Annotated in this window: 12 protein-coding genes and 1 riboswitch; of the genes, 9 read left to right on the top strand and 3 right to left on the bottom strand. The window is 73.8% G+C overall.

From position 1 onward, the window contains the following. The first annotated feature begins 63 nt into the window (after positions 1-63). The gene (locus BM290_RS22340) at positions 64-363 is read left to right on the top strand and encodes a metal-sensitive transcriptional regulator (protein WP_093617094.1); all 300 of its coding nucleotides are present in this window, start codon (positions 64-66) and stop codon (positions 361-363) included. Between the two features lie 311 nt (positions 364-674). Beyond that, a riboswitch (cyclic di-AMP (ydaO/yuaA leader) is annotated at positions 675-866 on the top strand. A gap of 6 nt (positions 867-872) precedes the next feature. Then, a complete protein-coding gene (locus tag BM290_RS22335) occupies positions 873-1,463 on the top strand; it encodes a C40 family peptidase (RefSeq protein ID WP_093617092.1) in 591 nt (196 codons plus the stop codon). Positions 1,464-1,496: 33 nt separating this feature from the next. Here the strand turns inward: BM290_RS22335 and BM290_RS22330 are convergent, their stop codons facing one another. Continuing rightward, positions 1,497-2,189 (bottom strand): response regulator, encoded by a 693-nt coding sequence (locus BM290_RS22330; RefSeq protein WP_093617090.1) that lies wholly within the window; start codon positions 2,187-2,189, stop codon positions 1,497-1,499. Next, the gene (locus tag BM290_RS22325; protein WP_093617088.1) at positions 2,186-3,382 is read right to left on the bottom strand and encodes a sensor histidine kinase; all 1,197 of its coding nucleotides are present in this window, start codon (positions 3,380-3,382) and stop codon (positions 2,186-2,188) included. The genes BM290_RS22330 and BM290_RS22325 overlap by 4 nt, the downstream gene beginning before the upstream one ends. A gap of 110 nt (positions 3,383-3,492) precedes the next feature. Here BM290_RS22325 and BM290_RS22320 point away from each other — a divergent pair, with 110 nt between their 5' ends. From BM290_RS22320 to BM290_RS22300, 5 genes are all read left to right on the top strand, one after another. Further along, positions 3,493-4,485, top strand: a complete 993-nt coding sequence (locus BM290_RS22320; RefSeq protein ID WP_093617086.1) for an ABC transporter ATP-binding protein — start codon at positions 3,493-3,495, stop codon at positions 4,483-4,485. Further along, the gene (locus BM290_RS22315; protein ID WP_093617084.1) at positions 4,485-5,276 is read left to right on the top strand and encodes an ABC transporter permease; all 792 of its coding nucleotides are present in this window, start codon (positions 4,485-4,487) and stop codon (positions 5,274-5,276) included. Before BM290_RS22320 ends, BM290_RS22315 begins: the two co-directional genes overlap by 1 nt. Before the next feature lie 204 nt (positions 5,277-5,480). Further along, positions 5,481-7,241: a carboxypeptidase-like regulatory domain-containing protein gene (locus BM290_RS22310; protein ID WP_177319842.1), complete on the top strand. Its 1,761-nt coding sequence runs from the start codon at positions 5,481-5,483 to the stop codon at positions 7,239-7,241. 206 nt (positions 7,242-7,447) lie between these two features. After that, positions 7,448-9,796, top strand: coding sequence for an RICIN domain-containing protein (locus BM290_RS22305; RefSeq protein WP_143133879.1), 2,349 nt, complete (start codon positions 7,448-7,450; stop codon positions 9,794-9,796). Positions 9,797-9,801: 5 nt separating this feature from the next. After that, positions 9,802-11,118, top strand: a complete 1,317-nt coding sequence (locus BM290_RS22300) for a S8 family serine peptidase (protein ID WP_093617078.1) — start codon at positions 9,802-9,804, stop codon at positions 11,116-11,118. A gap of 1 nt (position 11,119) precedes the next feature. Here the strand turns inward: BM290_RS22300 and BM290_RS22295 are convergent, their stop codons facing one another. Continuing rightward, entirely contained in the window at positions 11,120-11,437 is a 318-nt protein-coding gene (locus BM290_RS22295; protein ID WP_239144091.1) for a hypothetical protein, read from the bottom strand. A 265-nt stretch (positions 11,438-11,702) separates the two neighbouring features. On the opposite strand from BM290_RS22295, the gene BM290_RS22290 reads away from it, so the two are divergent. Then, complete coding sequence (locus BM290_RS22290; protein ID WP_239144090.1) at positions 11,703-13,793, top strand: ATP-binding protein; 2,091 nt, start codon at positions 11,703-11,705, stop codon at positions 13,791-13,793. Beyond that, the gene (locus tag BM290_RS22285; RefSeq protein WP_239144089.1) at positions 13,790-15,898 is read left to right on the top strand and encodes an ATP-binding protein; all 2,109 of its coding nucleotides are present in this window, start codon (positions 13,790-13,792) and stop codon (positions 15,896-15,898) included. Before BM290_RS22290 ends, BM290_RS22285 begins: the two co-directional genes overlap by 4 nt. The last annotated feature ends 2 nt before the right edge of the window (positions 15,899-15,900 follow it).

The raw sequence follows: 15,900 nt of genomic DNA, 5'->3' as shown, positions 1-15,900 counted from the left end.
CACCGCCCGGAGGGCTGCTCGTGACGCGGCCGGCGGATACGGGTACGGGGTATCTTGCACGGCATGAGTGAGGCGAAACCGGCCGGGCCGCACGGGTATTCGGCGGAGAAACAGGCGCTGATGGCCCGGTTGAAGCGGGTCGAGGGACAGATCCGCGGGCTGCAGCGGATGGTCGACGAGGACACGTACTGCATCGACATCCTGACGCAGATCTCGGCCGCCAAGAGCGCCCTGCACGCGGTGGCCGTCGGCCTGCTCGAGGACCACCTGCGGCACTGCGTGGTGCACGCCGCGTCGGAGGGCGACGTGGACGCGAAGATCAAGGAGGCGACCGAGGCGATCGCCCGACTGGTCAAGTCCTGACTTCCGGTCGGCGGCCGTCCGGCAGCCGATCGGCTGGTCGCGGCCTGGGCCGGTCGGCGCGGCTCGACGGGTTGCGCGGTGTTCCATTTCACCGGCCGGATTCCTTCCCGGGGCCCCTGCGGTGAACGCAGCGTGCCGGCGATCCTCGCAGCTTCGGCGGCAACGGGACATCGGTCGCCGGTTTCACTACTGACCGTGATGAGCACAGGCGGACGGCCCGGTCCGGGGCCTCGGCTATCAAGGAAGGGCGGCGGGCATCTGCTCGCCGGTCGTGTCGACCCGGACCACGCCGAGCCCTGCCCCGGTCCGGCGACACGTACCCGCATGACCAGTCATGAGGCACTCGGGGGCAGGGACGGGGGAACCACACATCGGTCCCCGGCCGGCACACCGTTCGCGGTGGCCCGGCCGGTGTACCTCGGGGTGAAGCCGCAGCACGCGGCCGGGCAATCCTTCGCGCCCGAACCCGACAGCTAACCTCGCAGGCGTGCCGGAGGGATTCCTTCACCGTGCGCGTTCGCACCTTCAGCCGGCCCGTCCGTACCCTCGGAGCCGGCACCGTCGCCCTGTCCGTGATCCTGGGTCTCGTCACCGGCGGGCTGGGCACTCCCCGAGCCGTCTCCGCGGCCCCACGAGCCGTCTCGGCTCCACCTGCCGTCGCCCCGGCGGCCGCGTCCCCGGCCGCCCGGCCGGCCGCCGTTCTACAGGCCGCGAGGGCAGCCGCGCCGCGGGCCGTCACGGCGCCGCGGGCCGGGATGCTGGTCGTGACCGAGGCGGCCCGGCACAAGGGCAAGCGCTACCTCTACGGCGCCATCGGCCCGGCCCGCTTCGACTGCTCCGGCTTCACCATGTACGTCTATCGCAAGACGACCGGCCGCAAGCTGCCGCACAAGGCGAACCTGCAGCAGCGGTACGGCAAGGCGGTCAGCAAGGCCGCCGGCCGCCCCGGCGACCTGGTCATCATCCGCACCGGCTCGTACGGCACGCACGCCGGCATCTACGCCGGTCACGGCACCATGTGGTCGGCGCCGCGAACCGGCAAGACGGTCACGAAACAGAAGATCTGGAGCAAGAACTACGTGCTCCGCCGCCTGGTCTGACCGGCGACCGCCCGCGGCCCGGGGGCCGGCGTCCTACCGGGAGCCGGCCTCCCCGGCGCCGCGGGCGGTCACCAGGCCGGACTCGTAGGCGGTGATCACCAGCTGCGCGCGGTCGCGGGCGGCCAGCTTGTGCAGCAGACGGCCGATGTGCGTCTTCACGGTGCCCACACCGAGGTGGAGGTGCTCGGCGATCTCGGTGTTGGACAGGCCGGCGGCGATCAGGGACAGCACCTCACGTTCCCGGCCGGTGATCGCGTCGAGGCCGCGCGGCGTACCGGATGAGGGTCCGCCCCCGCCGTGGAAGGCGTCGATCAGGCGGCGGGTGGCCCGTGGCGCGAGCAACGCCTCGCCCGCGGCCACCAGCCGCACGCCGTGCAGCAGCTCGGTCGCGGTGGCGTCCTTGACCAGGAAGCCGCTGGCGCCGGCCCGGAGCGCGCCGTACACGTACTCGTCGAGGTCGAAAGTGGTCAGGATCAGCACCCGCGCCGTGCCGGTCCGCGGATCGGCGCAGATCTGCCGGGTCGCCTCGATGCCGTCCATCCCGGGCATCCGCACGTCCATCAGCACCACGTCCGGCCGCAGTTCCCGGGCCAGGCGGACGGCCTCGCCGCCGGTGCCGGCCTCACCGACCGTGGTGAAGCCGGGCGACGCGTCGAGCAGCGCCCGGAAACTCTCCCGCATCAACGGGTGGTCGTCGACGAGCAGCACCCTGATGTCCGGGGTCACGCGGTCTCCTCGGCCGGTGTGTACGGAAGGTCGGCGGCCACCCGGAACCCACCCTCGGGGCGGGCGCCGGTGGACAGCCGGCCGCCGTACATCGAAACACGTTCCCGCATGCCGATCAGCCCCTGTCCCCCGCCCCGGCGGCGCGTCGGCGGCCGCCCGCGCCCGTCGTCGCACACCTCGATGTGGACGGTTCCGGCGGCCGCCCGCACCGTGACGCCGCACCGGCTCGCGCCGGCGTGCTTGATCACATTGGTCAGGGACTCCTGCACGATGCGGTAGACGGTCAGCCCCACCGCGGTCGGCAGGTCGCCGGCTCCGGTCACCTCCAGGTCGATGCGCAGCTCCGCGGAACGCAGCCGTTCGACGAGCTCGGGCAGGCCGGCGGGGCCCTGCGCGGGCGTCAGGTCGGCGGCCGGGCCGTCGCCCTCACGCATCACGTCGAGGAGCCGCCGGATCTCGGTGAGCGCCGACCGGCTGGCCCGCTCGATCGTCTGCAGCGCCGCCCGCGTCTCCGCCGGGCGCTCCTCGGCCAGATGGTTGGCGACGGTCGCCTTCACGGTGATCAGGCTGAGACTGTGGCCGACGATGTCGTGCAGCTCGCGGGCGATGCGCAGCCGCTCGTCGGCGACCGCGTCGCGGGCCAGACGGCGGGCCGCCTCGGCCTGCAGGGCGCGCCGCCAGCGGATCAGCCGGCCCGCCGACCAGGCGGCGGCGATGACGACGACGGCGATGCCGGTCTCCACCTGCCACCACAGCGGCGCCTCGCTCTCCGGCGCGGACGCGGAGGTGACCCCGGTCCGCAGATACAGCCAGGGGATCGTGACGCCGGGCGCGGCCAGGCCCGCGGCCAGCACGAACACCGCCGGGATCCGGTCGGCGACGGCGGCCGCGCTGTAGAGGGCGAGCGCGACCGGCACCCAGGACAGGAAGATCACGCCGAACCCGGTGACCCCGGTCGCGGTGGCGACGGCGGCGGCCGCGGTCACGACCGCGAACACCGGCAGCGGCCGGCGGCGGCGCAGCACCAGAGGCGCCGCCACGGCGGCGCCGGCGAGCCAGGCGAGTGCGGGCGGGCCGGTGAAGGCGGGGCCCGGCGGGTCGAGGGTCGCGGCGACGATCCAGTACGTGAGGGCCGCGGCGACCGCCACGTCGGCGAGCGTGCCCCGTACCCCGGATCCGAAGGCCCTTGTCACGCGCCCACGCTAGCCGGTGGGTCCCGGGGGCGCGTCTGACCCAGGTCATACCTTGCGTTCCGACCCCGGTCAGACTCGCCGGACCCCTGGCCGCCGACACCATGGGACGCATGATCGAGCTGTTGGAGCTGACCAAGCGATATGGACCGGCGACGGCGGTCGACCGGCTGTCCTTCGAGGTACGTCCGGGTGCGGTGACCGGTTTCCTCGGGCCGAACGGGGCCGGCAAGTCGACCACCATGCGGATGTTGCTCGGCCTGCACCGGCCCACCTCCGGCCAGGCCCTGATCAACGGGCGCCGGTACGACCGGATCCGCCGCCCGCTGCACGAGGTCGGCGCGGTCCTCGACGCGGACGCCGCGCACCCGGGCCGCAGCGCCTTCACCCACCTGGCCTGTCTGGCCCGCGGCAACGGCATCGGCAAGGCGCGGGTGAGCGCGGTGCTGCAGCAGGTCGGCCTGGAGAGCGCGGCGCACCAGCGGGTCGGCGGGTTCTCGCTCGGCATGCGGCAGCGTCTCGGCATCGCCGGGGCCCTGCTCGGCGACCCGGCGGTGGTGCTGCTCGACGAGCCGGTCAACGGGCTCGACGCGGCCGGCATCCGGTGGATCCGATCGACGCTGCGGTCGCTGGCCGCCGAGGGCCGTACGGTGCTGCTGTCCAGCCACCTGATGAGCGAGATGGCGGTCACCGTCGACCGGGTGCTGATCATCGGCCGGGGACGGCTGCTGGAGGACACGTCGGTCGACGAGATGCGGCAGCGATTCGAACAGGACGTGCTGGTACGCACCCCGCGCCCGGCCGATCTCACCGCAGTCCTGGCCCGGTTGGGCGCCACGGTCGGCACCACCGGCGACGGGGCGCTTATCGCGGTGGGCGTGGACGCGGCCGCCATCGGTGACGCCGCTGCGGCCGCCGGCATCCCGATCCACGCGCTGACGCCGCGCAGCGCCACCCTCGAAGACGTCTACCTGCAGATGACCAGCTCAACCACCACATATCGGGCCGCCGCGCCGTCTTCCGCCCTCTCCCCCACCGATTCGGCTCCCGCCTCCGCCTCCGTTTCCGCCTCCGCCTCCGCCTCCGCCTCCGAGGAGAATCACTGATGACAGCTCTGATGGATCGCACGTTTCGGGATGCGGTGGCCGCCGAGTGGATGAAGGTGCGCAGCCTCCGGTCCACGTGGGCGTTCCTGGCCGGCGGGGTGGCCGCGACCGCCCTGGGGGCGCTGATCCTGTTCATGCTGGTGAGCGCCTACGATGCGGCCACCCCCGCCGAGCGGGCCGGCTACGAGACCGCCGATCCGACCGTCGTGACCATGCCGTTCGTGATGTTCTTCGTCGGCGCGATCGGGGCCATGCTCGTCACCAGCGAGTACGCGACCCGTTCGATCGGCCCGGCGCTGCTGGCCGTGCCGCGGCGCCGCCTGCTGCTGGGCGCCAAGGCCACCGTCGCCGGTCTCGTCGGCCTCGGCTGCGGCGCGCTGTTCTCGCTGCTCGCCTTCGCCGACGCCCGCCTGCTGCTCGGCGACCGCCCGCAGCCGATCAACCCGTGGCCGCGGTGGACCGACGCCATCCCGACCGTCCTCTGCGCGACGCTGACCGTGACCGTCACCTGCCTGGTCGCGATGGGGCTGGGCGCCGTTCTGCGTTCCACCGCCGGCGCGCTGACCGTCATCGGCTCGCTGGTGCTGGTGGCGCCGATCTTCGCCCACTTCCTGCCGACGGTGTGGCAGCTGCGGCTCGCCTCGGTCCTGCTGCCCAACCTGACCCCGCAGCTGGCCGGCAGCGACCACCCCTACCTGCTCTCGCAGGGCGGCGCCGCCGCGGTGACCGCCGGATACGTCCTGCTGACCCTGACCGCCGGCGCGGTCGCCTTCACCCGCCGCGACACCTGAACCCCTCTCTCCAGGAGACACCTCATGAGCGACCTCGTCACGACTCTCACCGGCATCGCCCCCATCGGGAGCTGGTGATCCGGCAGGAGATGGACGCCCTGCGACGGGGCACCACGCGTCGAAGTGGACGGTTATGATCACCGCATCGCAGCGGACATCCTCCACGGCTGCGGCTCTCCTTCACCTCCCTTTCGAGGACACCCCTTGCGCAGATCACTCCGAGCCCGGCTCGGGCTCGCCCTCCTGTCCGGGTTCCTGGCGGCCGGCGCGCTGACGGCCCCCGCGGCCGCCGCCGAGAGCACCGCCGTCGCCGGCACCCTGACCGACTCGTCCGGCCGGCCGGTGCCCTACGCCTTCGTGACCGTCGAGAACCTCGACGGCAGCGCCCAGTACACCTACACCGACGACACCGGCGCCTACTCGGCCGACGTGACGCCCGGCACCTACCGGGTGTCGTTCGGCTGGCGGTCGCTGACCCAGTGGGCGCACCGGCAGGTCAGCGCCGACCAGGCGGCCACCTTCCCGGTCGCGGAGGGCCAGACCGTCCGGGTCGACGACCAACTGCTGGCCACCGGCACGCTGAGCGGCCACCTCACCGGGCGGGACGGCGCCGCGCTGTACGGCTCGGAGGTGACGCTGCGGCGCGGCGGGGAGCCGGCCGCCTACGCCTACACCGACGAGAACGGTTTCTACACCTTCGACGGCGTGCTGCCCGGTGAGTACCAGGTGGCGTTCGGCTGGAACCGGGCCGTGCACCTGCTGCCCGGCACGTTCACCGTGGCCGCCGACGCGACGACGACCGCGGACGGGACGCTGCCGCCGCCCACCGCGCTGGTCGTGAAGGCGGTCGACTCGGTCACCGGGGCGCCGGTGGGTGACTTCTGCGTGCAGGCGTGGGAGCTTCCCGACCCGGTGTGCGGTGACGCGGCCGGCGTCACCCTCGGCGACGTGCCCGCGGGGCCGGTGCGCTTCGACGTCGAGGCGAGCGGTTCCGCCCTCTACCTGGCCGGCCGGGGCGTGACCGCGCAGGCGGTGGCGAACCAGACCACCACGGTGACCGTGCCGCTGGTCCTCGGCGGCCAGGTCGCGATCACCTCCGTCGACCGGCTGACCGGGGCGACGGTCGCCGACGCCTGTGTCACGCTCAAGATGATCGGCCGGCCGGAGAACTTCAGCGGCGGCTGCACCGGCCACGACGGCACGGGGACGCTGTACACCCCGGCCGCGCCCGGCACGTACACGGTCTTCGTCCAGGCTCCCGGCACCTACGGCCACCAGTGGCTCGGCGCGTCCGGCGGCACCGGCGACCAGCGGGCGGCCGCCCGGATCACGGTCAAGGCCGGCGCCACCGTGACGGCTCCGAAGGTGCGGCTGGACCGGGCCGGATCGATCACCGGTGTGGTGACCGGAACCTCCGGCGCCCCGGTGAGCGGGGTCAACGTCAACTACCAGGCGACCGCGGACTTCGGCTCGGGTGAGCCGGGTGGGGTGCGTACCGACGCGTCCGGCCGCTACGTGGTCGGCAAGCTCGGCCCGTACGCCTGGCCGTTGCTCTTCTCGCTCACCGACGGCTACCCGTTCCAGTGGTCGGGCAACACCGGCAACCGTTTCCAGGCCGTCCGGATCCCGGTCACCGCGGGTGGCTCCAGCACCTACGACTTCCGGCTGGTCAAGGGCGCGACGCTGCGCGGCTCGGTCAGCCCGGGCGCCCGCGAGGTGCGGCTGCTGGCCCACAACGCGGCCACCGGCGACCTGGTCGGTTACTTCCACGGGTACGACGGTGGGAACAGCGTGACGGCGTACGAGATCCCGCTGATCGGCGGCCAGCAGGTCAAGCTGAAGTGGGACCTGTACAGCGGCTCGGAGACCAAGCTGTGGCACGCCGGCGCCACCGACATCAGCACCGCCACCAAGGTCGGCATCCCGGCGACCGGGGTGAAGACGCTGGATCTGACGCACCCCTGAGAACCGCGCCGGGGCTGCCGCGTCGGCGGCGGCCCCGGCTTTCCCGGCGGCCCGGGTGCTGGGCGTGACGGTCGATGCGTTGTGGGGCGGGCAGACCTGAGGGTGCGCCCGTGCAGGGGCGGGGCATCGGGCCGCTTCCGGGGCGGTCGGCTGCGTTATGGTTACCGCCGCTTTGTACATCCCGATCCGCCGCCAGGGGGACCATCGTGATCGACCTGGAGATCATCGTCCCGGACGGCTGGGCGCAGATCCCGGCCGGCTCGACCGGCGCCGGTGACCGCGCCCGGATCATCGACGAGCTGGTCCGCGGGCATGCGCCCGCGGATGCCGGGAAGGCCGGCCCCTGGCAGCGGGCGTTGCGCCACGAGGTGACCGCCGCGCTCGACGAGGCGAGCCGCCACCAGGCGCGGACGGTGCTGCTGCCGATCGGGGACTTCGACGGCGTACGGCTGCCGGGCTCGCTGTTCGTCACTGTGGTGGAGGACGTCGAGGAGGGCACCGCCCCGGAGCAGCTGTTCGCGTCGGTCCTCGCCGGAGCCGGGGCGGACGGGACCTACCTGGAGATCGGCGGTTCCCAGGCCGTCCGGGTGTCCACCGTGTCCAGCAGCGGGCCGGCCGAGAACAGGATGCCGTCCCGCCAGGTCAAGTACTACGTCGCCCATCCCCGGATTCCCGGCGCCTACGGGCTGGTCACGTTCACCGCGGTCAGTGACGGTGACGTGGACGCCGACGCGGTCCAGGCCGTGGTCCTGATGTTCGACGCGGTCGTCGGCACTCTGCGATGGGAGCAGGAGGCCGCCGCCCCGGCCCCGGTGACGGAGACTGCCGGTGACCCCGTGGAGCAGCCCGCCGAGGTCCCGGCGGTGGCGTCCACCGGGTCGACCGGCACCGACGAACCCACCGAGGTCCTTTCCACGCCCCGGCCGTCGGCCCCGTCCCGGCGGTCACGTCTGGGCCGCCCGGTCGTCCTCGGCGTCGTGCTGGCGCTCGCGGTCCTGACCGGCGCCGGGGGCCTGGCCGCCCGGCGAGCGGCCGGCGCCGGCGAGCAGGAGACGGGCAACCGGGTCTCCGCCCAGGACGTGCGGATCCTCGTCGGCGCGGCGTCCTCCTGCACCGCGCTCACCGCGCCCCGGCTGGCCGGGCAGGTCATGGTCGCGTCGAGCTTCGGTGACCAGCCGGTGGCGGCGATGAGCGGCGGCGGCGCGGCCGGGGTGGCGGCGCTGACCCCGGCCCAGTGGCAGGAGAACGTGCCGTGGGAGGGCGCGCGGATCACCGACCGCGAGGCCGCCGTGACCGCTCTGGCCCATCACATGTGCCGGCTCGTCGGCCAGGCCCGTACGGTGAACCTGGACGAGGATCCGTGGCGGGTGGCGCTGGCGGCGCACCGGCTCGGCATGGAGCCGGTGATCGCGGCCGGCGGTGTCCCCGACGCGGCGGACGAGTATGTGACGACCGTCGAGCGGTATGCGAACTGGTATGCCCTGCAGCCCGGTTTCGCCGGTCAGGCCGTGGTCCCGTCCCCGGCGCCGGCCCCTGCCGCCGGTGACACGGTGGTCCCGGTCCCGGCGATGTACATGCCGGCGATCGCCACCGCCGGCAAGAGCTGCCCGGACATGCCGCCGGCCCGGATCGCGGCACAGATCATGGCCACCTCCGGCTTCGACCCGAACAAGCTGGGCGCGGCCGGCGAGCAGGGGATCGCGCAGTTCCCGCCACGGGTGTGGTCGAGCACCGTCAAGGCGGCGCCCGGCAGGTCGCCGTGGGATCCGGCCGTGGCGATCCCGGCACTCGGCCGCACCATGTGTGACCTGATCAAGAAGAACGGCGGGTACACCTTCGCGCTGGCCGCGTTCACCCGGGGCGACCGGGCCGCGGCGGTGACCGACCTGGCCGAGCGGGTGTCCACCGCACAGACCCAGTACGCCAAGGACTCCCGGCTGCAGCCGGTCAAGAAGCCGTCGGCGCCGTCGTCCGCCCCGTCCTCCGCGCGGCCCAGCCGTACGACGACCGGCCCCACATCGGCGGCTCCGGGCCGGACCAATCAGCCGGCCGTCAAGGGAGCCGGCGCCTCGGGCACCGCCTACGGCCCGTACTTCGTCCTCAATCTCGCCACCGGGATGTGCGTCGACGTGCCCAACTACCAGGCGGGTTCGGTGGACGGCCCGGTCAACCAGTTCCCCTGCGCCAAGACCGGTGACGACAACCAGGAGTGGACGTTCGAGCCGCGGAGGGTGGACGCGGGCGGGTCCCAGCTCTACTGGATCCGCAACGTCGACGACGGTTACTGCATCGACCCGCCGGGCAACGGCGCGGTGGCGGAACGGACGGCGCTCAACGAGTCCAACTGTTTCGACGACGACAACCAGTACTTCCGGCTGGAGCCGCGCACTACCTCCGGCGGCTTCGCCTACTACTGGCTGCGCAACTCGGCCTCCGACATGTGTCTCGACGTCAACGGTGACGCCGACGGCGGTCCCGACACCCGGCTGTCCCTCTTCCCGTGCAAGGCGAACGACGATCACGAGTGGGCGCTCGTGGAGAAGTCCGAATGGTGAGGGCGATGCCGGCCACGACACGTCCGGTCGCGCTGGTTGTCGCCGCGGTCGTGGCGACGGTCACCGGGTCTGCCCTGCCGGCCCGGGCGGAGCCCCCCGCGGACGCGGTACGGAACCAGTACTTCTACACGGTCACCCGAGGCCATCAGGGCGCGCCGGAGAATCTACGGGAGATCGCGGAGCGTTTCCTCGGTGACCCGCAGCGGGCCGGAGAGATCCTCGAGCTGAACGTGGGCCGGGTGCAACCCGACGGCGGCCGGCTCACCGGTCTCGACGACCTCAAGCCGGGCTGGCGTCTGGTTCTGCCGTGGGACGCGGTCGGCGCGGAGGTAGAGCACGGCCCCCTGCCGGCCGATGCGGCCCGTCCGTCGAAGTGCCGGTGGAGCACCGCCGTGCCGGACGCCGCGTCGTGGGGTCAGTCCCTGCTCACGCCGAGCGGGGCGTGGACCGTGGCGGACGGCTCCGGCGTCAAGGTGGCGATCGTGGGCTCCGGGGTGGACGGCTCGGCCCCCGGGCTGGCCGGCCGGGTCCTGGCCGGCACGGACGTGGCCGGCGGCACCGGCCGCGGCGACGACAGTTGCACCGGTTCCGGTACGGCGCTGGCGGGCATCGTGGCCGGCGACGACGGCGCCGCGGGACGGACGTTCGGTGTGGCGCCGGGCGCGAAGGTGATACCGGTCAAGGCCGGGGCCACGAAGCCGGCGCCGGCTCTCGCGGCGACCGCCATCGAGGTGGCGGCCTCGTCCGGTGCCGGGGTGCTGCTCGTCGGCGCCACCGTCGATGCCGCAAACCCGCAGGTGAGCGCCGCCATCAAGGAGGCGATCGCCGGCGACGTGGTGGTGGTGATCCCGGCCGCCGCCGCGGCCCCGGCGGTGGACGGTCTGCTCCGGGTCGGTGCGGCGGGCCGGGACGGCCGCCCGTCCACCTCCGTCGCGGCGGATCTGCTCGCTCCCGGCGCCGAGGTGGCGACCATCGGCCGTGCCGGCACCGGACCGGAGTACGCAGCCGCCTTCGTGGCCGGCACGATCGCGCTGGTCCGCTCGGCCCACCCCGGGATGTCCGCGGTGCAGGTGACCCGGCGGGTGCTCGACACGGTGGCCGGCGGTGTGGTCGCCCCGGTCGCCGCGGTCACCACGCCGGCGGCCGTCGAACCGGCGGCCGTCGCGGCGCCGGAGCCGGCTCCGCGCAGCGGTCTGGGCACGCTGGGCACCGTGCTGATCGCGGTCGCCATCGGGCTGGGCGTGCTGGTGACGATGCTGCTGGTGGCACACCTGTGGCGGCGGCGCCCGGCCGCCCTGTCACCGCCGGGGCGGGCCGGCTGACTCAGTCGACGGCGAGTTCCCGCCGGGCCAGGCGCAGCGCCGCGACGTACTTCGGGAGTTCCCGGGCGGCGCGCTCGATGCGGCCCGGGCAAAGTTGATCGGCGAAGACGGTGTCCACCATCGCGCCGGAGACCGCCGGCGGCATCTCGCCGAGGCCCGGGGCCCGCCGCCAGAGATCGAGCAGGGTCAACCGTTCGTTGAGGATGGCGATCGTCTCCTCCAGGCCGGCGATCAGGGAATCGGCCTCGTCCGGAGCGACTATCAACCGGCCCTCGTTCGCCAGGGTGAGGAAGATCTCGCCCGCGAATTCGTCGCTCAATCCGGCCCCCAAGTACCCGTCGTTCCGGCATCTCGCCGGGAGGAAACGATTACGAGTTCATCACCCCGGCCGATGATTCGACAGCGTGCCGGGACAGACAGTGCCCGGCTCTGCTAGGCACGATGCCCCTCCTCGCCGTCAGCGGCGAGCCTGACGAACGGATTCCATCGACGGCGTCACACCAACGGTTGCTCCCATCCGACTTTCGGCTAATATTTCGGCCGAATAGTTGATTGATCAAGCAGGGGATATCGCGAGGAACTCCATGACGGCAGTGCCCATCAGCTTCGACATCCGTCTGCTGGACACGCCCCGGGTGACACTCGCGGGACGAGACGTGGCATTGGGCGCCGCCCGCCGCCAAGCCGTCTTCGCCGCCCTCGCCCTGCACTCCGACCGCGCCGTGCCGCGGGAGGAGCTGATCGCCGCGGTCTGGGGTGAGAACCCGCCGTCCAGCGCGATGGGCAACCTCTACACGTACGTCTCGGCGCTGCGCCGCGCCCTCGAACCGGGCCGTGACCGCGGGTCCGCCAACACGGTTCTCACGTCGCGGGGTGGGACCTACCGCCTGCACGTGCCGGCCGAGCAGGTGGACGTCCACCGCTTCGAGAGGGCACGCGAGGAGAGCCGGGCGTTCCGCGCGTCCGGGGACGCCGGTAACGAACTGGCCGCCCTCGATGCCGCGCTCGCCGAGTGGCGGGGTGGCGAGCCCCTGGCCGGGGTGCCCGGGCCGCACGCCGAGGCCCAGCGCGTCCGGCTCGGTGAGCTCCACCTGGCCTCCGTAGAGCGCCACGCCGAGCTGATGCTGGGGTTCGGCCGGGCCGCCGAGGTCACCGATGGTCTGCTGGACCTCGCCGCGCGCCACACCACCCGGGAGAGCCTGTACGCGGTGACCATGCTGGCGCTCGCCGCCGAGGACCGCGCCGACGAGGCGCTCGCGCTCTACGCCGAACTGCGGGAACGCCTGGCGACGGAGTCCGGCACCGAGCCCGGCGCCGCCGTGGCGCGGATCCACGCCCAGCTGGCCGACGAGGCCGCCCGCCCGGTGCGGACCCGCTCGCCGGCGCCTCCGCGGCACGCCGGTTTCCGGGGGCGGACCGCAGCGGTCGCCCGGCTCCGGCATGCGGTCGCCGCTCTGGCCGACGGGGGCCACGGCGGCAGCCTCTGGATCAGTGGTGAGGCGGGGATCGGCAAGTCCGCGCTGCTCGCCGAGGGCCTGCGTGATGCCGCCACCGCCGCGGTGCAGGTGGGCTGGGGTGTCGGGGACGAGCCGGATCGGGGCGCGCCGCTGAGTCTGCTGCCGGAGTTCCTGCCCCGCGACACGGCGAACGATCTGCTCGCCCCCCTGTACGCCGCGCACGGCACGATGCCGCCGACGATGGCCGTGATCGACGCGGTCAAGGCGTTCGTGGTCGTCCGGTGCGCCGAGAGTCCCGTCCTGCTCGTCCTGGACGACATGCAGTGGGCGGACGACACGTCGCTGCTGGTCTGGCACGCCCTGCACGAACTCACCGACCGGCTGCCGCTGCTGCTCGTGTCGGCCTCCCGGCCGTTGCCCACCGGGCACGAGATGCGTCTGCTGCGGCGGCTGCTGCCCCGTACCGGCACCACCCTGATCGAGCTGGGCCCGTTGGACGACCCGACGGCGACCGAGCTGGTGCGTGGCTGGACCCTCGGGGCGGACATCGAGCCGGGCGCGGTCCGCTCGATGGTCGCCGCCGCCGGGGGCAACCCGCTCTACCTGCGCCATCTGGTCATCACCGAACGGCAGGGGCTCAGCCCCGACACGCCGGCGCCCGAGTTGATCGAGGCCGTCCACCGGCATCTGCGGCCGCTGACCGACGACACCCGGGAGCTGCTGCACGCGGTCGCGTTCCTGGGCGCCAACCATCGGACAGCCGACCTGGCGGCGGTGACCGGGAAGCCCCTGCCCGCGCTGGTGCCGTTCGTGGAGGAGGCGATGGCCGCCGGGGTGCTGGTCGAGGACGGCAACCGGGTACGGTTCCGCCACCCGGTGGTCCATCAGGTGCTGCGCGGCGCGATCCCGACCGCGCTCCGGGTCACCATGCACCGGCAACTCGCCCAGCGGATCGCCGAGGCCGGCGGCGATCTCCCTCGCGTCGCGGGTCAGCTGCTGGCCGGGCCGGTCCCGATCGACGCGTGGGTGGAGCAGTGGCTGACGGCCAACGTCGAGCAGTTGAGCGCCACGGTCCCGGCCTCGGCGATCGCCGTGCTGCGGCACGCCGTCTCCTCGCCCAGCCTGTCGCCGCAGTCGCGTGAGCTGCTCGCCGACCGGCTCAGGCAGTCCCTGCTCCGGGCCGGGCTGGTCCCGGACGAGTGCTCGGCCGTCCGATGACCGGGCTCTGCGTCAACGTCCTGGGACCGGTGCGCGCCTGGCGCAGCGGCCGGGAGATCGACCTGGGCACGGCACGCCGGCGTGCGCTGTTCGCGGTGCTGGCGGCCAACGCGAACCGGGTGGTCAGCCGCAACGAGCTGATCGTGGCGCTGTGGGGGGACTTCCCACCGACGACCGCGGCGGGCAACGTGTACACGTACGTCTCCGGGCTGCGGCGAAGCCTGGAACCGCACCGCGAACCGGGACGCAGCGACGGGCCGTTGCTCTCCGGGGCGGCCGGTTACACGCTGCGGCTCGCCCCGGACGCCCTGGACGCCGACCGGTTCCACCACCTCTACGAATCGGCCACGGCGGCGGCCGCGGCGGGCCGGACCGACGAGGCGGTGGCCGGCCTCGACGAGGCGCTCGCGCTCTGGCAGGGCGACGCCTACGCGAACCTGACCGGCCGTTTCGTCGAGCTGGACCGCTACCGGCTGGAGCGGTTGCGGATCGCCGCGGCGGAGCAGCGGGCCCGGCTGATCCTGGCGGCCGGCGGCGACGACGGGCTGATCGCCGACCTCACCACCCTGGTCCGGCGGCACCCGCTGCACGAGCCGTTCCACGAGCTGCTGATGTCGGCGCTGCACCGGGCGGGACGTGCCACCGAGGCGCTCGACGCGTTCCGTGCGGCCCGGCGGACCCTCGTCGACGAGCTCGGCGTCGAGCCGGGCCCGTCGATCCGCGCGTTGCAGAGGCGGATCCTGGCCGGATCCGAGGAGCCGCCCACCACGCCGCCGACGCCGCGGCACACGCCGGCGTCCGTGCCGGCCGCCACCCGGACGCCGGTTCCCGTCCTGGTCGGCAGGGACACCGAGGTACGGCTGCTGCACCGCCTGGCCGGCCGGGCGGCCGCCGGCCACGGCACCGCTCTCTGGATCGAGGGCGAACCGGGGATCGGCAAGTCCGAGCTGATGGCGGTCGTCCTGGAGGAGGCCGGGCGGACCGGGTGCCGGGTCGTCCGGGGCGTCGCCGACGAGTTCAGCAGCCGCGTCCCGCTGCGGGCGGTGATGCGGGCGCTGGGTCTGGAGACCACCGCCGCCGACCCCCATCGTGCCGCGCTGGCCTTCGCTCTGACCGGCGATCCCCAGGGTGTCGAGCGGATCGTCGGATACGTCGGTGACCTGTGCGCCACCGGCCCACTGGCGCTGGCCGTCGACGGCATGCAGTGGATGGACGAGGTCGGCCTGCTGGTCTGGGAACGGCTGATCGAGCTCACCGGCTCGCTGCCGCTCCTGCTGGTCGGCGCGGCCCGGCCCGAGCCGAACGGCCGCGAGTCGGCCCGCCTTCGCGACCGGGTGACGGCGTACGGCGGGCACGTCATGGTCCTCGGGCCGCTGGACCGCGGCGACACCGAGCGGATCGTCGGCGCTGTGGCGGGCGGGGAACCCGGTCCGGCCCTGCGGTCGCTGACCGAGCTGACCGGCGGCAACCCGCTGTACGCCCGGGAGCTGGCCCACGGCCTGGTGCGGCAGCGGGCCGTCCGGGTGGTCGACGGGTTCGCCGAGGTGGACGAGCACGTCTCGGAGATTCCCCGATCACTGCTCGACACGGCGCAGGAGACCCTCGCCCATCTCCACCCGGACCGGTGGGAGACGCTGCGCCACGCCGCGCTGCTCGGCGCCGAGTTCACCGTCGCGGACGTGGCGGCGTTCACCGGGCGCGCCGCGTCGACCGTCGAGGCCGATCTGCGGGAGGCGGACGTCGTCGTGGACAGCGGCGCCGCCCTGGCGTTCCGGCATCCGGTGCTGCGGCAGGCCCTGGTCGAGAGCGTCCCGGCGGCACTGCGGCCGACCCTGCACCGGCACGCCGCGCAGGTGCTGGCCGCCGGCGGCGGCACCGTCGTCCGGGTCGCCGAACACCTGGTCAGGGGTACGCCCGAGATCGACACGTGGATGGTGGACTGGCTGGCCGCCCACGGTGGTGAGCTGGTGCGGGAGTCGCCCGGCCAGGCCGGGGACCTGATCGGCCGGGTGCTGGCCGACGGCCGGTGCACCGGGTCGCAACGGGAGTCGCTGGAGTCGGCCCTGCGGCAGCTCGCGGCCGGTGCACGGCCCGCGTCGACCTGACC

The organism is Actinoplanes philippinensis, from assembly GCF_900113015.1.
GTDB lineage: Bacteria > Actinomycetota > Actinomycetes > Mycobacteriales > Micromonosporaceae > Actinoplanes > Actinoplanes philippinensis.
This window is presented reverse-complemented; position numbering and strand designations above follow the sequence as displayed.

Bases quoted from the DNA above. Each gene is read 5' to 3' on its own strand.
- BM290_RS22285 (WP_239144089.1), top strand. From the start codon at position 13,790: ATGACCGGGCTCTGCGTCAACGTCCTGGGACCGGTGCGCGCCTGGCGC.
- BM290_RS22315 (WP_093617084.1), top strand. From the start codon at position 4,485: ATGACAGCTCTGATGGATCGCACGTTTCGGGATGCGGTGGCCGCCGAG.
- BM290_RS22290 (WP_239144090.1), top strand. From the start codon at position 11,703: ATGACGGCAGTGCCCATCAGCTTCGACATCCGTCTGCTGGACACGCCC.
- BM290_RS22320 (WP_093617086.1), top strand. From the start codon at position 3,493: ATGATCGAGCTGTTGGAGCTGACCAAGCGATATGGACCGGCGACGGCG.
- BM290_RS22340 (WP_093617094.1), top strand. From the start codon at position 64: ATGAGTGAGGCGAAACCGGCCGGGCCGCACGGGTATTCGGCGGAGAAA.
- BM290_RS22300 (WP_093617078.1), top strand. From the start codon at position 9,802: ATGCCGGCCACGACACGTCCGGTCGCGCTGGTTGTCGCCGCGGTCGTG.